This is a genomic window from Mycobacterium liflandii (genome assembly GCF_022354805.1).
In the GTDB taxonomy this organism is placed as follows: Bacteria; Actinomycetota; Actinomycetes; order Mycobacteriales; family Mycobacteriaceae; genus Mycobacterium; species Mycobacterium marinum.
The window spans coordinates 1,426,109-1,444,877 of record NZ_CP023138.1 but is presented as its reverse complement, the minus strand read 5'-3'; the positions used below and the strand labels follow the sequence as shown (position 1 = coordinate 1,444,877).

The following is an 18,769-nucleotide window of genomic DNA, read 5'->3' as shown; positions in this document are numbered from 1 at the left end:
ATTAGCCGTCTCGAGCCACCGATGCGACAGCTTTGACGATGTTCGGGTAGACACCGCAACGACAGAGATTGCCACTCATCCACTCGCGTATTTCCGCGGGTGAACCCGCGTGACCTTCGGCGATACACGCGACGCCGGACATGATCTGACCTGGGGTGCAGTACCCGCACTGCAACGCGTCCTCATCGATGAAGGCCTGCTGCAGCGGATGCAGCCGGCCGTCCGGGCCGGCCGAACCTGTTAGCCCCTCGATCGTGGTGATCTGTGCGCCGTCGTGCATGACCGCCAGAGCCAGGCAGGAGTTGATGCGGCGACCGTCAACCAGCACCGTGCACGACCCGCACGCGCCCTGATCGCAGCCCTTCTTCGTTCCCGGCAGCCCCGCTCGCTCCCGCAGCATGTCCAGCAAGCTGGTGCGGTTATCGACGGCGATCTCCCGATGCTCACCATTGATCTGAAGGCGCACCACAGCGGTGTGGCCATCGCCCTGGTGGACGCGTTCGGATCCGGGGATGGCAGTGACAGCCGCGACGGCGCCCCCCCCCACCGCAACGGAGGTACCCACGAACGTCCGGCGGTTGACTCGTAACCCGAGTCCGTCATCCACGGATTTACTCTAGAACGGGTAGATCGGTGCGCATCGCCAGATCGAAATCTCGGCCATCCGCCGCACTGTTTACCGGGCAGCGTTAGCTGTCCCCCAGGTAGCTCGGACGGTTGCCAACCGTTGCCGGATAGGGTTGAGATCGGCCGCAGCAAGTCATCGGCCGGTACCGCGATTCCGGGAGGTTTCTGATGGCTTCCTCTGACCTGGGCAGCTCGAGCGGCGGCGGTCATTTTGACCTGGAGTCGCTGGCCGAGAATGCCAGCGCCACCCGAGCGCTAGCGGATATGACGGTCCCCACCGAAGGCTCGGCCGCTGACCCGCAGCCACCGATCGATCTGACCGCCGCCGCATTCTTCGACGTGGACAACACCCTGGTGCAAGGCTCGTCCGCGGTGCACTTCGGCCGGGGCCTGGCCGCCCGCCACTACTTCACCTACCGCGACGTGCTGGGCTTCGTCTATGCCCAGGCCAAGTTCCAGCTGCTCGGCACCGAAAACAGCGAAGACGTCGCCGCCGGCCGCCGCAAAGCACTCGCCTTCATAGAAGGCCGCTCGGTCGACGAACTGCTGAACCTCGGCGAGGAGATCTATGACGAGATCATCGCGGACAAGATCTGGCCTGGCACCCGCGAGCTCGCGCAGATGCATCTTGATGCCGGCCAGCAGGTGTGGCTGATCACGGCCACGCCCTACGAGCTCGCCGCGACCATCGCCCGCCGGCTGGGGCTGACCGGTGCCCTGGGCACCGTTGCGGAGTCCGTCGACGGGGTGTTCACCGGACGGCTGGTCGGTGAGATCCTGCACGGCACCGGCAAGGCTCATGCGGTGCGCTCGCTGGCGATCCGGGAGGGTCTGAACCTCAAACGCTGCACCGCATATTCGGATAGCTACAACGACGTGCCAATGCTGTCGCTGGTGGGCACCGCAGTCGCCATCAACCCCGACGCCCGGTTACGTAGCCTGGCCCGCGAACGAGGATGGGAAATCCGGGACTTCCGCACCGCTCGTAAAGCCGCCCGGATCGGGGTGCCCTCGGCCCTTGCTCTGGGCGCGGCGGGCGGCGCGTTGGCAGCACTGGCGTCTCGACGGCAATCACGCTGATAAGCTGCGCCGCTGAGCATATATTCGAGCAGAGAGCAAAGGGCATGACAGTCCCCCCAGAAGCCGCAGGACTCATCGGCAAGCACTACCAGGCACCGGACTACTTCGTGGTCGGCCGCGAGAAGATCCGGGAATTCGCAACCGCGATCCAAGACGAGCACCCATCGCACTCCGATGAGGCCGCCGCAGCCGAGTTGCGTTACCCCGAGCTGGTCGCCCCGTTGACCTTCCTGGCAATTGCAGGGCGTCGGGTGCAGCTGGAGATCTTCAATAAATTCAATATTCCGATCAACATCGCCCGGGTCTTCCATCGGGACCAGAAGTTCCGCTTCTACCGGCCCATCGTGACCGGCGACAAGCTGTACTTCCACACCTATCTCGACTCTGTCCTGGAGTCTCACGGGACGGTGATAGCCGAAATCCGCAGCGAGGTCACCGACGACGAGGGCAAGCCGGTGGTGACGAGTGTGGTCACGATGTTGGGCGAGGCGGCCCATCACGAGGCCGAAGCGGATGCCGCTGTGGCGGCGATTGCATCCATCTAGGAGGGCCAGTAGGGTCCGGTTGATGGGGAAAAGGGGCGACCAACCTTCTCTTCCGGACCAGCTCTCGCCACCTGTCGAGGCGGTCCAATCGCACTACGACCGCTCAAACGAGTTCTTCAAGCTTTTCCTCGATCCATCGATGACCTACAGCTGTGCCTACTTCGAGCGTCCCGACATGACGCTGGAACAGGCTCAGTACGCCAAGCGCAAACTTTCACTGGACAAGCTCAACCTCGAGCCCGGCATGACGCTGCTCGACATCGGCTGTGGCTGGGGCTCGACCATGCGCCACGCGATCGAGGAGTACGACGTCAACGTCATCGGCTTGACGCTCAGTGAGAATCAACTTGTCCACGACGAGCGCAAGTTCGCTGACATGGACAGCCCTCGGCACAAAGAGGTGCGGCTGCAGGGCTGGGAACAATTCGACGAACCGGTCGACCGCATCGTGTCGCTGGGCGCCTTCGAACACTTTGCCGACGGCGCCGGTGACGCTAGCTGGGAGCGGTATGACCGCTTCTTTAAGATGTGCTACAACGTGCTGCCCGATGACGGCAGGATGCTGCTGCACACGATCATCGTGCCCGACGCCAAGGAAGCCAAGGAACTTGGTTTGACGGCGCCGATGAGCCTGATGCGCTTCATCAAGTTCATCCTGACCGAGATCTTCCCCGGCGGGCGGCTACCCCAGATTCCGCAGATCGATGAGTATTCGTCGAGGGCGGGTTTCAAGGTTGAGCGGTATCACCGGATTGAGTCGAATTACGTTCCGACACTGAACTCTTGGGCTCAGGCGCTGCAGGCCAACCAGGAAAAGGCCATTGAACTGCAGGGCCAAGAGGTCTACGACATCTATATGCACTACCTGACGGGCTGCTCGGACCTGTTCCGCGACCACTACACCGACGTTTGCCAGTTCACGATGGTCAAGTAGCTGGCCCGCCCACCAAGGTAGCGGTGCAGCGTCGGTGACGTGGCCGCGCGAGGTCAGCCGAAGAAGACGTTGCGCCGCCCGGCCAGCAACCGGTACAACGTTTGCTGGATCGTCTCACGGACCTGGTCGCTCAACTCGAAGGTGACCATCGGATCCTCGGCGTCACCGGACCCGTAGTCGGCGGTGTAGATCGGTTCGCCGAATGCGATGCGCCACTTCGACGGCAGCGGCACCAGCCCGGCCGGACCCGCCAACGGGAACAACGGGGTGACCGGGAAGTACGGCAAGCCGAACAGCCGCGCCAGCAACTTGACGTCGGTGAGCATCGGGTAGATCTCTTCGGAGCCGATGATCGAACACGGAACAATCGGCGCCTTGGTTCGCAACGCTGCCGATACGAAGCCGCCGCGGCCGAACCTCTGCAACCGGTAGCGATCAGAGAAATGCTTGCCCAGTCCCTTGTAACCCTCGGGAAAAACGGCAGTCAGTTCGCCGGAGGCCAGCAGGCGGTGCGCGTCGGTCGTGCAGGCCATCGTGTGCCCCGCTTTACGGGCGGCTTCACCGACCACCGGCAGATCGAACACCATGTCGGCGGCCAGCAACCGCAGATCCCGCTGCGCCGGATGCTCATCGTGCACCGCCACCGACAGCATCAACCCGTCGAACGGCAGCACCCCTGCGTGGTTGGCCACCAACAGTGCGGCGCCTTCGCTGGGGATGTTCTCCACGCCGCTGACTTCAACCCGGAACCAAGACTTGAAAAAGAACCTCAGCAAAGGCCGAACGATCGCATCGTTGAAGTGCGGATCGAACCCGAACTCATCAACGCTGTAGTCACCGATCAGTCGCTGACGGAGAAAACCCGCGACCGCGGCAACGCGCTGCGCAAGCTCGTTCAGCGGCGGTTCGGCAGTTGAACTCCCACCCGCGACACGCCGGTGTTCATCGATTTCGCGGACGACAGCGGCGATCTGCTCGGCCGATGCGCGGCCGCCCGGATCGGACAGCAATGAGGGATGTTGACGAGACGTGTCTGCCCGTTGATCGGCGCGACGACGCGCCGCCACACGACCCCGATTGGCGTGCAGGGGAATGACATTCGCTCTGGTATTACCCGCCACGATATCTACCTGACCCCACCCCATGGAATTGGATTTCGGCTACCCCAGCGCTGCGCTACCGCTATGGCGCGCCCCTCCCAGGAGCGTACCCGATGCGGGTCGATTATGGGAGTCAAGCCGCGGCCGCGAACGTAGTCGTCAAAGGCCTCCGCCGTCGACCACTTGGGCTGGTAGCCGAGTTCGGAACGCATCCTGGTGGTGTCCATCACGCGGCCATAACTCAAGTACGCGAACTGCTCGCGGTTGATCTCGGTATAACGATTAGCTCGTCTCAGCGAATCGAGAGCCCACACCCCAAAGCCCGGAACCGGCAGCGGAATTCGGCCGGCCCGACGGATAGCCTGGGACAGCATGATGATGCCGTCGGCACCGATGTTGTAGGTGCCGCCCTTGCCCGAAAGAGCCGCGCGTTCCAACGCGCCCAGGGCATCCTGCTCGTGCAGCAGCTGCAACCTCGCGTCGCGGCCAAACATGGTGGGCACCCCTGGCCCGGCCAGATACCGCGACAGGGTGGTGTCCATCGCCGGGCCGATCATGTTGGCCAACCGCAGGATCGTCACTGCGATATCGGGGCGACGCCGGCCCAGGCCGCGCGCATAACCCTCGATGTCGAGGCTGTCCTTGGCAAAGCCCTCGCGAAATGGACGACGGCTGCTGCTGTCCTCGGTGAATACCACCGGATCGTGCGGGCTGGACCCGTACACCTCGGAAGTCGACTTGAGCACAACCCGACGCACCGACGGCGCCTTCTGGCACGCCGCGAACAGCTGCATGGCGCCCATCACGTTGAGTTCCTTCAGCGCGGCGCTACCACCGGAGCGCGGAGCGTAGGACGCCGCCGCGGCGTGCACCACCGTGTCGACATCGCCGTTGCGAATCACCTTCGCGATGAAGGGATTACGGATGTCGGCGCGCACGAACTCGGCTCGGCCCATGCGCCGCAGCATGTCCTTGCTCGGCGCGATCGCATCCACCGCGATGACCGAACTGATCAACGGGTTTTGTGCGAGTCGCGCGGTCAAGTAGCCGCCGAGAAATCGGCAGGCGCCGGTAACCAGCACCACCTTGGGATGGTGGACGCTGTCACCGCCGCCACCGATTCCTCCGGCGCCGCCCCCTTGACCGTTCGACGAATTCATCCCGACAGCCTAGCCGCGGCTAGAGGCATAGGCGTTACAGCCTGGTGACGGCAGCCGCCAACCCGAGCCAGTCGAGGCCTACTTGCCAAGTTTTCTGCGCTGCACCCGGGTGCGGCGCAGCAGCTTGCGGTGCTTCTTCTTGGACATGCGCTTGCGCCGCTTCTTGATTACTGAACCCATGAACTCCGCTATCTGACCTGTGACCGGCTTGCTTCAACAAATGACCCGGACACCTTACCCAGCCCGCCGTACCCAACACCAAACCGGCGCCACCTAACCAACCGAAGCCAAGCCTGGCGGCGTGCGGCCGGTATTCGGCTAACCGGCGAAATACGAGGTCTGCAGCATGTCGTGGACTGCCTTGGCGTGCACCCGAAATGACCGCCCGACCCGAACCGCTGGCAACTCTCCGTTGTGCACAAGCCGGTAGACGGTCATTTTGGACACCCGCATGAGCGAAGCCACCTCGGCCACCGTGAGGAACTGGCTGCCGGCCTGCTGGCCTTCGCCTGAACCGCTATCACGTACCGACTTACCAGCAGAATCGCGCGCCGATGGCCCGTTCGTAGACGTCATCGCTAACCCAATCGTGTCAGGCACACGCAATCCCAGCGGCTTCCCCTCCGCTGGCACCCACGCGTGCATACAAAGAGGAGAATAGCGGGACTAGTGGGGTTACTGGTACTGGTGGGGGACAATCAGTTCAAATTTTTTGAATTATTCCGATGTAATTCTTAGCTGCTCAGAGCGGCTTTTGGCGGCCTGCACGGCGGCATCGACCGCCCCCCGGAACCCTTCGCGCTCGAGTTCGCGCAGCGCAGCGGCGGTGGTCCCGCCGGGTGAGGTGACCGACGCCCGCAGCTGCGCCGGCGAGGTGTCCACCCGCAAACCCAACGGCTCGGCAGCGCCGCGTCGGTCTTGATCCATCCGCTCCAGCAGCATCGCCGCCGAACCGGCCATCGTCTGGGCCGTCAGGTCGGTTGCCACCTGACGACTCAAGCCCGCCGCCACACCCGCGTCCACCAATGCCTCGACCATCAGCAGGAAATACGCCGGCCCGGACCCCGACAACGCGGTCACAGCGTCGAGTTGCTGCTCGGGAACGGTGAGCACGACGCCGACCGAATCGAACAGGGCTGAGACTTCCTCGAGCTGTTCGGGCGTGACGAAGCGGCCCTTGGCCAGCGCGGTAACCCCCGCACTCACCAGTGCGGCCGCGTTAGGCATCGCTCGAACCACCGGGGTGCCCGCGGGCAACTTGGATTCGAAATATGAGGTGGTGACCCCTGCCGCGACGGTGACGAACACCTGCTCGCCGCTGTAGCTTTCGGCCGCGGCAACCAGCGCGCTCAGGTCGCCCATCACCGAGTCGACGTCGCCGGGCTTGACCGCGACGACAACCAGCGAGGCGCTCTCCGCCGCATCCTTGGCCGACGTCACCAATACCGAATAGGTACTGGCCAGGTATTTGGCGCGCTCCGGTACCCGCTCAGCCACCACCAGATCTTTGACTTGCCGCCCGGCCCGCAACAGTCCGGACAACAATGCTTCACCGATGCTGCCGCCGCCGATGATCGCGATTCTTGGCATGCCCGACAGCATCGCAGACGGTCCGCAGTGGCGCCGCTACCGGGCGGGCACCATCGCCAGCTGGCGCGTCTGCACCACGATGCGGCCCGCCTGATCGACGACGATGTGGTCCTCGTCGAACCAGCCCTGCCCGATCTCAACGCAGGTGACGACGATCCGTAGCCACCCATCGGTGGGCAGGGCGCGCAGGATGGCGGTCAGCTGGACGGTGGGCGCCCAACCGGTGCGTCCGACGGCAAAGGTGACCGGGACCGAAAGATCGCCGCACATGAGGGCGAACAGCGCGTCCGGGGCGACGCCACGCGGCCGGGCCCACATCTGAAAGGTCGGCGCCCGTCCGCCCCACCCGCTCGCCGGGGTCTGCAGCGTCGACGCCAGGGGCCGCACATCGCAGCCCGCACCCAGGTGGGCCAGACCGGCCAGCGCATGACCGGGGCCGATCGGTGTGACATCGTCGGGCGGTTCGGGGGCCATCATTTCCAGCACCGGGTTGGCCGATAGCAGCGGTGCCGCCGGGCCGGACTCGTAATGCTCGGGTTCACCCAGCGTGACGACGGCGTGCACCGCGGTGCGCTCGCCCTGCATGAGCTCCACGTCGACCACGCTGATCCGGCGGCCACGCTTGCGGATCGATGTCACCAGTCGCATCGGCCCCGGATCGGGGGCCCACAGGAAGTTGGTCGACACCGCGACCGGTTGCAGTGCGTCACCGCCATGGGCGGCGCGCGCCGCCTTGGCGCACAGGGCCAGCATCACGCCGCCATGCACCTTGGGACCGATGGTCCAGTTCTCGTCGAGCTCACCGTCGAATATCCGGCATTGCCCGCCCGCGGGTGCTTCGACCTCGCGCAACGCCATCGCCGTCGTGAATAACGCGTTCATATCACCGCATCAGGTGGGTACGGGCAAACTGCAAGGACTCCGACAGCATCGCTTCGCGCTCCGCCGCCGAACGGGCTGAGGAGGTGGATACCTCCAAGACCACCTGCCCGGCGAAGCCCCCACCGGCCAGCATCTGGGATACCTCGGCGGTGGGCTCCGTTCCGCGGCCGGGAACCAGGTGTTCGTCGGCGGGCAGCCCGCTGCCGTCGCACAGGTGCAGATGCATCAGACCCGAGCCCATCCGCCGGGCCATGCTCAGCGCGTCGGTTCCGGCTGTCGAGGTGTGCGAAAGGTCCAGTGTGTAATGCGCGTGATCGCCGTCCAGCGGGTCATAGGACGGCGCGAAAGCCGAAATCGCCGCACCTGGGCCACCACCGCGCTTGCGCATGCGTTCTCGTGACTGGCCGGCCCCGAAGAACCGGTCCGCCCGGAACGGAAACATGTTCTCGACGGCCACCACCACGTCGCTGGACGCTTCCAGGGCCGCAACCTGGTCGCTGAATCCCTCGGCGTAGCGCCGTTGCCAGCGGAAGGGCGGATGCACAACGACGGTCTGCGCGCCCAGCTCTTCGGCAGCCCGAACGCTGCGGTCCAGCTTCAAGATCGGGTTGGCCCCCACACCCGCTGCGAAATCAGCAGACACGGGGCGTGCACGGACAGCACCGGCACGCGGTAGCGCCGGGACAGCTTTCGGACGGCATCGATATCCTGGCTGATCGACTCGCTCCAGACCATCAGCTCCACGCCGTCGTAGCCGAGCCTGGCGGCATACTCGAACGCGGCCTCGGCCCGCAAGGGGTACACCGAGGCCGTCGACAGACCGACTTTGATTGCTGGGCGCACTGTGAGTGGGGGCCGCCTAGCCCGATTGCAGCAAGGCCAACGGCCCCAGGGTGATCAACGCACCCACGGCAACCGCTATCAATGTGCTTCCGATGTCCTCCGTCTTGCGAACCACCCGAACCCCGACCACCAGACCGAGGATGACCAGCACCGAGAGCACCAGAGCGACGATGCTGTTCCATCGCCACAGCTGGTCAAACGCGATGAACAGACCCGCACCGAAGACCACGGCCAAGATCGACTGCAGCACCACCAGCGTGCCGCGCCACAGGGCCGCGAGCTTGCCCGACAACGGGCGCGCACCCTGTTCCTCGTCGGCTTCGGCCTCTTCCTCGTCGAACGTCGACGGGGACGATTCCCCGCGCCGCCGCGCCACCTCGTCGGCCAGGGACTGCCCGCCATAGAGGGCCTGATCGGAGATCCCCTCCGACGCCTGCAGAAAAGAACGCACGTAGGCGGAATCCTCGACCTCGGATTCCGCTTCGGAGTCGGAGACATCCACCGATGTATCGCCGTAGTGGCCCACCGGGTCGGGGCTCATGTCCTCAGCCCCGGGCCCTTGCCCCGCGGCATCGCTATCCCCGGTGTGGCGCAGGGGTCTGGGGTACTCACTGCGCTCAGGACCCGCTTTGGTCCGGGTGATCGGCTCCGATTTCGGCCAGCGCGGCTCGGGCTCCGACCAATACGCCGCCCTGCCGGCCTGCCCGGCCGCCGGCTCCTCGGCGGCCTGCGGGGGCTCGGTGGCTTCGGCCGGTGCCACGACCGATTCGGGCTGCACGCGCGATGCGGGTGCAGGCTCGTCGACCTCGACTCGGCCGTTGCCGGGCTTGGCTTGGCTTGTCGGCGCGACAGTCTCGGTGGTTTCGGCGGGCGCACTGGGCGCGCTTCGCTCATCGTGATGATCGTCACGGATGATCGGAATTTCACCAGTGAGCTCGGCGACCGTGATCGAGTCGGTGTCGCCGCGGCGGCGGCGGCGCCGCCGGGTCACCGCCGGGGCACCGACGTTACCATTGCGGGCCAGTAGTTCGGCCACCGAGATCTGCTTGGTGTCCTCCGTCTCGGAGTGTGGTCCAGTCATGGTTTGTTGCCTCTCGATCGGCCTGCAGCGTTCCGATCTACTACCTGACCTCTAGCATCGCGCACCGAAGTCAACACCGGCGAAGTTTCCATGAAGGCGGTCCCGTCGCCCTCACTGTCGAGTCGGCGCAAAATAACACCTTCTCGGAGCGCCCACGGGCAGATATCCAACGCTTCTATCGAGAGCGCTCGCATGCTGGCCTCCGCCACCAGAGCCCCCGCCACGATTTGCGGCGCCCGCTCGGCGCTGACTCCTTCCAGTTCTGCACGGTCAGCGGTCGTCATCCTAGAGATGAAAGATATGAGTTGTCTGAGGCCATTGGCCGTCAGGGTCCTCTTCACCCGTGGTCCGGCGGCCGACGGCGCCGCGCCGGTGAGTCGGGCCAGCGAGCGAAATGTCTTGGACGTAGCCACCGCGAGGTCCGGGATGCCCGCGTCCAACATCGTCACGCTGGCATCGGATAACTCAGCATCCAGCCAATCCCGAAGCATCGCCACCCGGCGCCGGCCGGGCGGATCGTCGGGCAGCCATTCCCGCGTCAACCGTCCCGCGCCTAGCGGGAGCGACAGCGCCACCTCGGGCTCTTCGTCCACGCCGCTGGACAACTCCAGCGAGCCGCCGCCGATGTCGAGGTTGATAATGCGCCCCGCGCTCCAGCCGAACCAGCGGCGCACCGCCAGGAAGGTCAGTCGCGACTCGTCGACACCGCTGAGAACCTGCAATTCGACATCGGTTTCGTTGCGCACCCGCGACAACACGTCATCGGAGTTCTCCGCCTCTCGGACCGCCGATGTCGCGAAGGCCATCAGCTCCGCGCAGCCCGAGCTGGCGGCGATCTTGGCGAACTCGTCGATCGTGGACACCAGCTTGTCGGCGCCACGCTTGGTGATGTTGCCCGAGCTATCGGTGGCCTCGGCCAGCCGCAAAGTCGCCTTCGTCGAACTCATCGGGGTCGGATGGCCACCACGGTGAGCATCAACCACCAGTAGGTGGACCGTGTTGCTGCCCACGTCGAGCACGCCCAATCGCACGAAATCAACCTAGTCGTGCGGCAATGCGGCCCGCCGTGCGACCCGCTGAGTTGCCCGGCAATACCGGCCGGCAAGCTCGCCGACGCGCGCGCAACCGCAGCAGCGCCGCGAAGCATGACTGTGGACTAACGTTGTAACCGTGGCAAACTCGTGCCTGAAGACGGTGCAGCCGGGACAAGAGGTCGAACTGGATTTCCCCCGCGAGTGGGTGGAATTCTACGATCCCGACAATCCCGAGCATCTGATCGCGGCCGACCTGACCTGGTTGCTGTCGCACTGGAGCTGTGTCTTCGGCACCCCGGCCTGCCAGGGCACCGTGGCCGGCCGGCCGAACGACGGATGTTGTTCACACGGCGCATTCCTGTCCGACGATGACGACCGCGCCCGGTTGGATGACGCGGTCAAGAAGCTGACCGACGACGATTGGCAATATCGGGACAAAGGCTTGGGCCGCAAGGGCTACCTAGAGCTCGATGAGCACGACGATCAGCCTCAGTACCGCACCCGCAAGCACAAGGACGCCTGCATCTTCTTGAACCGTCCCGGATTTGCCGGCGGCACCGGCTGTGCGCTGCACAGCAAAGCCCTCAAACTCGGTGTTGCTCCGTTGACCATGAAACCCGATGTGTGCTGGCAATTGCCGATCCGGCGCAGCCAGGAATGGGTGACCCGGCCAGACGGCTCCGAGATCCTCAAAACCACGCTCACCGAATATGACCGGCGCGGCTGGGGCTCCGGTGGCGCCGACCTGCACTGGTATTGCACCGGCGATCCGGCCGCCCATGTCGGAAGCAAGCAGGTGTGGGAGAGCCTGGCCGATGAGCTCACCGAATTGCTCGGCGCCAAGGCGTACGCCGAACTGGCCGCCGTGTGCAAACGCCGAAGCCAGCTGGGTCTGGTCGCCGTACATCCGGCGACGCGGGCGGCCGAGTAGCGGCGCGCGACGCTACCGCTCGGGATCCTCGCCGGCATAGGCGGCGCGATAGCACATGATCATGCGCAATGCGCTCGCGTTCAGGTATCCCTCAACCGCCGCGGCGGCCGTCTCGGGGTCACCCGCCAGCACAGCGTCGTTGATGGCCGTCAGATCGGCGATCAACGAGTCCGCGTCCTCATAGGCGCCGGTCAGCTCGTGCTCGCGGCCCCCGAAGGCCTGCTCGACCCAGCGGTACAGCAAACCCAAAGCGCGGTTGCGGGTGCCGTGGATGAGTACCCGAAAATAGGCGAGATCGGCGGCCTGGCGCGCCGGCGCAGTGTCGGCGTCGGCCACCTCCGCCAGCGCAGCGCGTAGCGCCTCAGCGTCCTCGGAGCTGTTCCGTTCGGCGGCCAGACGGCCGATCAGCGGCCCCAGGGCGGCCCGAATTTCAAGCACTTCGACCAGGAAGTCGGGACCGAGCTTGCGCACCAGCGCCTCGACCACCGCGGGATGGGTAAGGCTCTGCGGGTCACGCACGACGTTGCCGCTCCCCTGCCGGGTCTCGATCAGCCCCATCTGCTGCAACCTGGCCAAACCCTGGCGCAGCGACGTCCGGTTGACACCGAGCTGCTCGGCCAGCTCCCGCTCGGGGTGCAGCGCGGAGCCAGGTGGAAAAACGCCATCGAGGATCGCGTCGGCGATCGATGTGGCGATCTGCTCGTCGACCCGTTGACGATCCGGCGGCTGCAAAATACTTGACTGGTTCATTGGCTCAACCAATATAGTGGATGGACCGACGGCACAACCACAACCAAGAGCGTGTCGCGCCGCATGGCAACACCGGAGGTGAAGCGGGTGGACGAGGAAATGCGATCGGCGGTAGCCCCACGCTGGCAGGGCAAACCCGGACGCCTGGAAGGCTGGTATGCGACCCTGTCGGATCCCTCAACCCAGGCCGGACTATGGGTCCACTACGAAACCGTGGCACCCACCAGCGGTGACGCGCCCTACGCGCACGGATGGGCAACGTGGTTCCCGCCGGACGGCCCGCCCCGCACCGGACGTTTCGGCCCCGCGCCGGTCGGGCCGGCGACGGGAGCCGCCTGGTTCGAGGCGGCAGGCGCGCGGGCGGCTCACGAATCGCTCACCGGCCGAGCGGGTTCACTGAGTTGGGACTTGTCGTGGAAGGACGCCGCCGCGCCGCTGTGGACGTTCCCGCGGGTCGCATGGGAGCGCGAGTTGTTGCCGGGCGCCCAGGTGGTGCTCGCCCCCACCGCTGAATTCAGCGGTTCGCTGACGGTGGGCGATACCAGCCACCCGATCGGCGGCTGGCGCGGCGGGGTCGCCCACATCTACGGGCACGGCAACGCCAAACGCTGGGGGTGGATCCACGCCGACCTCGGTCACGGTGACGTGCTGGAGGTCGTCACCGCGGTGTCGCACAAGCCGGGACTGCGCCGGCTCGCACCGATGGCGTTCGTCCGCTTCCGCATCGATGGAAAAGACTGGCCCGCAAGCCCGTTGCCGTCCCTGCGGATGCGCACCACCCTCGGCATTGCACATTGGCAGCTGGAGGGCCGCATCGATGGCCGTGACGTGCTGATCCGGGTCGACCAACCGGCCGAGAGGTGCGTGAGCCTGCAATACACCGATCCCGATGGGGGGAAAGCGGTGTGCACCAACACCGAACGGGCCGACATCCACGTCGAAATCAGCCGCAACCGGGTCATCGAGCGCAGCTGGTCGGTGTTGGGAACCGGGCACGCCGAAGTCGGCCTGCGCGATACCCGCGATGCCAAGGCGCCGGCCGTCAATGAACGTCGATGAACGTCGATGAACATGAATGAAAGGACGTACCGATGAGTTTTCTGCTGGACCCACCGCTGTTGTTCGCCTGCGGAGTGCTCATCGAGCGCCACCTCGACGAAGACCGCCGCGACCTCGCCGAAGCCGCCGCCCTCGGGGTCTTCTTCGCGGGTTCGTTCGGCCTGTACAACAACGTGCCCGGGCTGGGCTTGCTGTGGCGGCCGTTCCGCGCCCGCAACGGCCGCGACTTCATGTGGAACAGCGGGGTGTTCAACGTGGATACCGACCAGGCACAGTGGCCGCTGCACGCGGCGGCCGGAGGCATCTTCGCGACGTATCCGTTCTTCATCAAGCTCGGCCGACGGCTCAGTAGCCGGCTGGCAACCCGGATATGAGCCGCACCCAGGCCGCACTGGCCTCGTTCGGCGCCGCGTTGTTGCCCGAGGAACGCGGTGGCCCGACGTCGACCGAATTCGCCGAGCGCGTCGACCGGTACCTGTCGCAGCTGCCGACCACCTCACGGCTGGCCGTGCGCGCCGGGCTGGTGTCGCTGGCGGCCGCGAGCTACCTGACCACCGGCCGATCCCTGGCCCGGCTTGAACCCGCCCAACGCGAACAGGTGTTGCGCCGAGTCGCGGCGATCAATCCCGACACCAGCGCCGCGCTGGAAGGGCTCAAAGCGGTCGCGCTGCTGGCCAACGGTGCCGACACCTACGCACCGGACTTGCTTGCCCGCGCCCAGGCACACGACGCCGCGCGTTCCGATGCGGCGCTGGACATCACCGCTTCCCCGGATAGCCCTTCGGTGGTCACCGCCGACGTGGTGATCGTCGGGTCCGGCGCCGGTGGCGCCATGACGGCCCGCACCCTGGCCCGTGCCGGCTTGCGCACCGTCGTGCTGGAGGAGGGCCGCCGCTGGACGGTGCGGGAGTTCCGCACCACCCACCCGATAGACCGCTACGCCGGCCTGTATCGCGGCGGCGGGGCCACCATCGCGCTGGGACGTCCGGCCGTAATACTGCCGATGGGCCGAGCGGTCGGCGGCACCACCGTGGTCAACTCGGGCACCTGTTTCCGGCCGCCGTTGGCCGTGCAACAACGCTGGCGCGATGAGTTCGGGCTCGATCTGGCCGATCCGGACCGACTGGCCGGCCGCCTCGACGACGTGGAACACACCTTGCAGGTCGCACCCGCGCCGCGCGACATCATGGGCCGCAACGGAAACCTGCTACTGGATGCCGCCGCATCGCTGGGCTGGCAGGCCGCACCTATCCCCCGCAATGCTCCGGGATGCGCCGGCTGTTGCCAATGTGCGATCGGTTGCCCCAGCAACGCCAAGTTCGGCGTGCATCTCAACGCACTTCCCCAGGCCTGCGCGGCCGGCGCCCGGATCATCTCCGACGCGCGGGTACAGCGGGTGCTGCATCAGGGGGGACGGGCCCGCGGCGTGCGCGCCCGCCGCCCGGACGGCACCGCGATCGACGTGCGCGCCGACATCGTCATCATCGCCGCCGGGGCCACCGAAACACCGACGCTGTTGCGACGCAGCGGCCTTGGCAGCCACCCTCGACTCGGCCGCAACCTCGCGCTGCATCCGGCCACCATGCTGGCCGGCCGCTTCGACGACGATGTCTACGCTTGGCGCGGCGTCCTGCAGAGCGCGGCGGTTCACGAGTTCCACGAGTCAGACGGCGTCCTGATCGAAGCGACCGCCACACCACCGGGGATGGGTTCGACGGTTTTTCCCGGCTACGGCACCGAGCTGCTCGACTGGCTGGATCGGGCGCCTCAGGTCGCGACTTTCGGTGCGATGGTCGCCGATCGTGGTGCCGGTTCGGTGCGGTCGGTACGCGGCGAAACCGTTGTGCACTATCAAGTGGCCCCGGACGACATCACCAAACTACGGGTGGCGGTACAGGCCATCGGCCGGCTGCTCTTTGCCGCGGGTGCGGTCGAGGTGCTCACCGGACTGCCCGGTGCCCCACGGTGACATCACCGGCAGCACTGCAGGATGCGCTGCAGCGCAGCGACCCGAGAAATCTGCACCTGGCCGCCTTCCACCCGACCGGAACCGCCGCCGCCGGCGCCGACTCGCAAATCTGCCCCGTCGACGCAACCGGCCGGCTGCGCGGGGTCGACGGAGTATGGGTCGCCGACGCGTCGATCCTGCCCAGCTGCCCGGAGGTGAACCCGCAGATATCGATCATGGCGCTGGCGCTGGCGGTCGCCGACGAGGTGGTCGCCGACCGCTCGGGCTCGATCTATATCAGCCCTCCAGCTTGTAGCCCAGGCCCCGCACTGTGACCAGATGCACCGGATTGGCCGGGTCCGCTTCGATCTTGGAGCGCAAGCGCTTAACGTGGACATCGAGCGTCTTGGTGTCGCCAACGTAGTCCGCGCCCCAGACCCGGTCGATCAGCTGGCCGCGGGTCAGCACCCGCCCACTGTTGCGCATCAGGTATTCGAGGAGATCAAATTCCTTGAGCGGCAAGGTGATCGCGTCACCGTTCACCGACACCACATGGCGCTCGACGTCCATGCGCACCGGTCCGGACTCCAGCACGCCGTCGCTGACTTCGGAATCGTCGTCGCCGCCCCGGCGCAGCACCGCCCGGATTCGGGCGATCAGTTCGCGCGCCGAATACGGCTTGGTGACATAGTCGTCGGCGCCCAACTCGAGCCCAACCACCTTGTCGATCTCGCTGTCGCGGGCGGTCACCATGATGACCGGCACGCTGGAGCGGGCACGCAACTGCTTGCACACGTCGGTGCCCGACATGCCCGGCAGCATCAAGTCGAGCAGCACGATGTCAGCACCCGAGCGATCGAACTCCGCCAGCGCGGCCGGGCCATCGGTGACCACGGTGGCTTCAAAGCCCTCCTTGCGCAGCAGAAACGCAAGCGGATCGGCCAATGACTCCTCGTCCTCAACGATCAGCACGCTAGTCATCGGCGCCACTCCTCTTCATCGCTTCGCTCTGCATCGTCGTAAGCGCGGGTCATCGGCGCCACTCCTCTTCATCGCTTCGCTCTGCATGGTCGTTAGCGCGGGTCATCGACTTAGCTCTTCCTCTCGTTGTGACCGATTGGGCCGCGCGTCGCGGGCCCGCGGCTGGTCAGGTTGATCGCTGTCGTCGGGCGCCGAACTGGCAGGGATGGACAGGGTGAACGTGGACCCCGTTCCCGGCTTGCTCCACACGCCGATGCTGCCGTTGTGGTTGGCGGCGACGTGCTTGACGATGGCTAGCCCCAGTCCGCTCCCACCAGTAGCCCGCGAACGAGCCTTGTCGCCCCGGAAGAACCGCTCGAAGACTCGCTCCTGGTCTTCCAGCGCGATCCCGATACCCCGGTCGGTGACGGCGATCTCGACGTTGTCGCCGCGCTTACGGCGGCTGATCGACACCGGTGAGCCCGGTGACGAGTAGGCGATTGCGTTGGAGACCAGATTGGCCAACGCGGTCACCAGCAGGGTCTGGTCCCCCAGCACATGCAGCCCGGAGGACGAATCGGTGCGCACCTCGATCTCGGCGTTGTCAGCGGCCACCTTGTGGCGAGAAATCGCCTCCGAGACAATGGTGTCGACGTCAACGTCGGTGACGTTGTGTAACCGCTCGGCCCCCTGCAGGCGCGATAGTTCGATCAATTCCGCGACCATGTCGCCCAGCCGATTGGCTTCGATCAGCACCTTCTCGGCGAACCGCCGAACCGTGTCGGAGTCATCGGCAGATGCCAGCAGGGCCTCGGCGAGCAGGGCCATCGCACCGACCGGGGTCTTGAGTTCGTGGCTGACGTTGGCCACGAAATCACGTCTGGTTGCCTCCATGCGGGCATAGTCAGACTGGTCGTAAGCGAAGACCACGGTGAAGCGCCGGTCTTCCTCGCTGAGCAACCGGGCTTGCCCGTGCACCGATAGCCCGGACCGGCCGCCCGGACGCTTTCCAGGTGACAGATCGAACTCAACGTCGCTGCCCCGCAACGCCTGCTGTGCGGCCTCCCACGCCTGGTCGTCGAGCTGCCGGTCGCGCACCAGGCCCAGCTCTTTGGCCCGGTCGTTGAGGTAGACGACGTCCCGATGGCTATCGACCACCGCGACACCCATCGGCATCAGCGCGACGATGCGTTGCAGCATCTGCGCGACGGTGATGCCAGTCCACTCGGTGGACGCTTGTTGGCGGCGCCGCACCAGCCGCTGTGACAGCCGGGCCCCGACCGCGACACCTGCGGCCAGCGCCAGCGCGGACAAGACCCCGGCCAGCAACAGTGCCGAGAACACAGTCACAAACAAAATCCTACAAATCTGGTGAACGCAGCCCTAGCGCTGCGCGGCCAAATCAGGACAAGTCACATCCTCGGCCGCATGTGTTCTGCTGCCGTTCACGCATTGTTTAGCGACTGGCCCTATCGGCGCCAGAAATCAGGCTTTTGCCGCGCCTTGACTCGCCACCGCGGCAGCCCCCGCGGCGGCCGCCTCCGGGTCCAGATAGGTACCCCCGGGCACCACCGGTTGCAGCCGTTCGTCCAGGTCGTAGCGCAGCGGAATGCCCGTCGGGATGTTGAGTCCGACGATGTCCTCATCGGACATCTGGTCCAGATGCTTGACCAACGCGCGCAGCGAGTTGCCGTGCGCGACGATCAACACCGTCTTGCCGGCCCGCAGGTCACCGACGATGACGTCGGTGAAGTAGGGCAGAAACCGGGCCACCACGTCAGCCAGGCATTCGGTCAGCGGCCCGCCGCCAATGTTGGCGTAGCGGGGGTCAGCGTCCTGGCTGAACTCACTGCCCTTCTCGATTAGTGGCGGTGGAGTGTCATAGCTGCGCCGCCAGGCCATGAACTGCTCTTCGCCGTAGCGGGCCTTGGTCTCGGCTTTGTCCAGCCCCTGCAGCGCCCCGTAGTGACGTTCGTTGAGCCGCCAGCTGCGCCGCACCGGAATCCACAGCCGGTCGGCGCTGTCCAGCGCCAGATGCGCAGTGGTGATCGCGCGCCGCAACAGCGAGGTGTAGAGCACATCGGGCAGCAGATCCTGTTCGGCCAGCAATTCGCCGCTTCGTACCGCCTCGGCCCGGCCCTTCTCGGTCAGGCCGACGTCGACCCAGCCGGTGAACAGGTTGCGAGCGTTCCAGTCGCTCTCGCCATGGCGAAGCAGCACCAACGTCCCGGTGTCTCCCATGCCG

At 66.0% G+C, this 18,769-nt stretch carries 19 protein-coding genes and 2 pseudogenes; 7 read left to right on the top strand and 14 right to left on the bottom strand.

What is annotated here, in order from left to right; all coding sequences use genetic code 11:
• Position 1: 1 nt before the first annotated feature.
• Entirely contained in the window at positions 2 to 607 is a 606-nt protein-coding gene (locus CKW46_RS06545; protein ID WP_275540304.1) for a (2Fe-2S)-binding protein, read from the bottom strand.
• 188 nt (positions 608 to 795) lie between these two features.
• Here CKW46_RS06545 and CKW46_RS06540 point away from each other — a divergent pair, with 188 nt between their 5' ends.
• The 3 genes from CKW46_RS06540 to CKW46_RS06530 are packed head-to-tail and all read left to right on the top strand — an operon-like array spanning position 796 to position 3,186.
• Positions 796 to 1,707, top strand: coding sequence for an HAD family hydrolase (locus CKW46_RS06540; protein ID WP_012392770.1), 912 nt, complete (start codon positions 796 to 798; stop codon positions 1,705 to 1,707).
• Positions 1,708 to 1,751: 44 nt separating this feature from the next.
• Positions 1,752 to 2,252 carry an FAS1-like dehydratase domain-containing protein gene (locus CKW46_RS06535; RefSeq protein ID WP_015354474.1) on the top strand — a complete coding sequence of 167 codons (501 nt, stop codon included), beginning with the start codon at positions 1,752 to 1,754 and terminating at the stop codon, positions 2,250 to 2,252.
• Between the two features lie 22 nt (positions 2,253 to 2,274).
• The gene (locus CKW46_RS06530) at positions 2,275 to 3,186 is read left to right on the top strand and encodes a cyclopropane mycolic acid synthase family methyltransferase (RefSeq protein ID WP_117437796.1); all 912 of its coding nucleotides are present in this window, start codon (positions 2,275 to 2,277) and stop codon (positions 3,184 to 3,186) included.
• A gap of 53 nt (positions 3,187 to 3,239) precedes the next feature.
• Here CKW46_RS06530 and CKW46_RS06525 read toward each other — a convergent pair whose 3' ends face one another.
• The 9 genes and pseudogenes from CKW46_RS06525 to CKW46_RS06485 all read right to left on the bottom strand — a co-directional run bounded on the left by CKW46_RS06525 (position 3,240) and on the right by CKW46_RS06485 (position 10,873).
• Positions 3,240 to 4,331 carry a lysophospholipid acyltransferase family protein gene (locus CKW46_RS06525; protein ID WP_085981826.1) on the bottom strand — a complete coding sequence of 364 codons (1,092 nt, stop codon included), beginning with the start codon at positions 4,329 to 4,331 and terminating at the stop codon, positions 3,240 to 3,242.
• Positions 4,313 to 5,446, bottom strand: a complete 1,134-nt coding sequence (locus tag CKW46_RS06520; protein ID WP_012392766.1) for an SDR family oxidoreductase — start codon at positions 5,444 to 5,446, stop codon at positions 4,313 to 4,315. The genes CKW46_RS06525 and CKW46_RS06520 overlap by 19 nt, the downstream gene beginning before the upstream one ends.
• A gap of 78 nt (positions 5,447 to 5,524) precedes the next feature.
• Positions 5,525 to 5,626, bottom strand: a complete 102-nt coding sequence (locus tag CKW46_RS06515) for a 30S ribosomal protein bS22 (protein WP_003402602.1) — start codon at positions 5,624 to 5,626, stop codon at positions 5,525 to 5,527.
• A gap of 138 nt (positions 5,627 to 5,764) precedes the next feature.
• Complete coding sequence (locus CKW46_RS06510) at positions 5,765 to 6,022, bottom strand: helix-turn-helix domain-containing protein (protein ID WP_011742123.1); 258 nt, start codon at positions 6,020 to 6,022, stop codon at positions 5,765 to 5,767.
• 141 nt (positions 6,023 to 6,163) lie between these two features.
• On the bottom strand, positions 6,164 to 7,036 hold the full coding sequence (gene proC / locus CKW46_RS06505; protein ID WP_482052975.1) for a pyrroline-5-carboxylate reductase: 873 nt from the start codon (positions 7,034 to 7,036) through the stop codon (positions 6,164 to 6,166).
• A gap of 36 nt (positions 7,037 to 7,072) precedes the next feature.
• Positions 7,073 to 7,918: a thioesterase family protein gene (locus CKW46_RS06500; RefSeq protein ID WP_482052974.1), complete on the bottom strand. Its 846-nt coding sequence runs from the start codon at positions 7,916 to 7,918 to the stop codon at positions 7,073 to 7,075.
• A gap of 1 nt (position 7,919) precedes the next feature.
• Positions 7,920 to 8,761: pseudogene (locus tag CKW46_RS06495) on the bottom strand (sugar phosphate isomerase/epimerase family protein).
• Between the two features lie 16 nt (positions 8,762 to 8,777).
• Positions 8,778 to 9,842, bottom strand: coding sequence for an Rv0497 family membrane protein (locus CKW46_RS06490; protein WP_012392762.1), 1,065 nt, complete (start codon positions 9,840 to 9,842; stop codon positions 8,778 to 8,780).
• Positions 9,839 to 10,873: a Ppx/GppA family phosphatase gene (locus CKW46_RS06485; protein ID WP_012392761.1), complete on the bottom strand. Its 1,035-nt coding sequence runs from the start codon at positions 10,871 to 10,873 to the stop codon at positions 9,839 to 9,841. The genes CKW46_RS06490 and CKW46_RS06485 overlap by 4 nt, the downstream gene beginning before the upstream one ends.
• A 139-nt stretch (positions 10,874 to 11,012) precedes the next feature.
• Here CKW46_RS06485 and CKW46_RS06480 point away from each other — a divergent pair, with 139 nt between their 5' ends.
• Positions 11,013 to 11,807, top strand: a complete 795-nt coding sequence (locus CKW46_RS06480) for a DUF3109 family protein (RefSeq protein WP_015354468.1) — start codon at positions 11,013 to 11,015, stop codon at positions 11,805 to 11,807.
• A 12-nt stretch (positions 11,808 to 11,819) separates the two neighbouring features.
• Here the strand turns inward: CKW46_RS06480 and CKW46_RS06475 are convergent, their stop codons facing one another.
• A complete protein-coding gene (locus CKW46_RS06475) occupies positions 11,820 to 12,557 on the bottom strand; it encodes a FadR/GntR family transcriptional regulator (RefSeq protein ID WP_482052973.1) in 738 nt (245 codons plus the stop codon).
• A gap of 87 nt (positions 12,558 to 12,644) precedes the next feature.
• On the opposite strand from CKW46_RS06475, the gene CKW46_RS06470 reads away from it, so the two are divergent.
• The 3 genes and pseudogenes from CKW46_RS06470 (at position 12,645) to CKW46_RS06460 (ending at position 15,899) form a co-directional block, all read left to right on the top strand.
• Positions 12,645 to 13,616 (top strand): tocopherol cyclase family protein, encoded by a 972-nt coding sequence (locus CKW46_RS06470; RefSeq protein ID WP_482052972.1) that lies wholly within the window; start codon positions 12,645 to 12,647, stop codon positions 13,614 to 13,616.
• A gap of 32 nt (positions 13,617 to 13,648) precedes the next feature.
• The gene (locus CKW46_RS06465) at positions 13,649 to 13,990 is read left to right on the top strand and encodes a hypothetical protein (RefSeq protein WP_482052971.1); all 342 of its coding nucleotides are present in this window, start codon (positions 13,649 to 13,651) and stop codon (positions 13,988 to 13,990) included.
• Positions 13,987 to 15,899, top strand: a pseudogene (locus CKW46_RS06460) (GMC family oxidoreductase N-terminal domain-containing protein). Before CKW46_RS06465 ends, CKW46_RS06460 begins: the two are co-directional and overlap by 4 nt.
• On the opposite strand, the gene regX reads toward CKW46_RS06460, so the two are convergent.
• The 3 genes from regX to CKW46_RS06445 form a co-directional block, all read right to left on the bottom strand.
• Positions 15,862 to 16,545, bottom strand: coding sequence for a two-component sensory transduction protein RegX (regX, locus tag CKW46_RS06455; RefSeq protein ID WP_011742113.1), 684 nt, complete (start codon positions 16,543 to 16,545; stop codon positions 15,862 to 15,864). The pseudogene CKW46_RS06460 and the gene regX overlap by 38 nt on opposite strands.
• A gap of 102 nt (positions 16,546 to 16,647) precedes the next feature.
• Complete coding sequence (locus CKW46_RS06450; RefSeq protein WP_012392756.1) at positions 16,648 to 17,874, bottom strand: sensor histidine kinase; 1,227 nt, start codon at positions 17,872 to 17,874, stop codon at positions 16,648 to 16,650.
• 135 nt (positions 17,875 to 18,009) lie between these two features.
• Positions 18,010 to 18,765 (bottom strand): phosphoglyceromutase, encoded by a 756-nt coding sequence (locus tag CKW46_RS06445; RefSeq protein WP_117437786.1) that lies wholly within the window; start codon positions 18,763 to 18,765, stop codon positions 18,010 to 18,012.
• Positions 18,766 to 18,769: the final 4 nt, after the last annotated feature.

Coding starts and splice junctions, on each gene's coding strand:
- CKW46_RS06530 (WP_117437796.1), top strand. CDS start 2,275: ATGGGGAAAAGGGGCGACCAACCTTCTCTTCCGGACCAGCTCTCGCCA.
- CKW46_RS06445 (WP_117437786.1), bottom strand. CDS start 18,765: ATGGGAGACACCGGGACGTTGGTGCTGCTTCGCCATGGCGAGAGCGAC.
- CKW46_RS06465 (WP_482052971.1), top strand. CDS start 13,649: ATGAGTTTTCTGCTGGACCCACCGCTGTTGTTCGCCTGCGGAGTGCTC.
- regX (WP_011742113.1), bottom strand. CDS start 16,545: ATGACTAGCGTGCTGATCGTTGAGGACGAGGAGTCATTGGCCGATCCG.
- CKW46_RS06475 (WP_482052973.1), bottom strand. CDS start 12,557: ATGAACCAGTCAAGTATTTTGCAGCCGCCGGATCGTCAACGGGTCGAC.
- CKW46_RS06525 (WP_085981826.1), bottom strand. CDS start 4,331: ATGGGGTGGGGTCAGGTAGATATCGTGGCGGGTAATACCAGAGCGAAT.
- proC (WP_482052975.1), bottom strand. CDS start 7,036: ATGCCAAGAATCGCGATCATCGGCGGCGGCAGCATCGGTGAAGCATTG.
- CKW46_RS06510 (WP_011742123.1), bottom strand. CDS start 6,022: ATGACGTCTACGAACGGGCCATCGGCGCGCGATTCTGCTGGTAAGTCG.
- CKW46_RS06520 (WP_012392766.1), bottom strand. CDS start 5,446: ATGAATTCGTCGAACGGTCAAGGGGGCGGCGCCGGAGGAATCGGTGGC.
- CKW46_RS06500 (WP_482052974.1), bottom strand. CDS start 7,918: ATGAACGCGTTATTCACGACGGCGATGGCGTTGCGCGAGGTCGAAGCA.
- CKW46_RS06515 (WP_003402602.1), bottom strand. CDS start 5,626: ATGGGTTCAGTAATCAAGAAGCGGCGCAAGCGCATGTCCAAGAAGAAG.
- CKW46_RS06490 (WP_012392762.1), bottom strand. CDS start 9,842: ATGACTGGACCACACTCCGAGACGGAGGACACCAAGCAGATCTCGGTG.
- CKW46_RS06535 (WP_015354474.1), top strand. CDS start 1,752: ATGACAGTCCCCCCAGAAGCCGCAGGACTCATCGGCAAGCACTACCAG.
- CKW46_RS06540 (WP_012392770.1), top strand. CDS start 796: ATGGCTTCCTCTGACCTGGGCAGCTCGAGCGGCGGCGGTCATTTTGAC.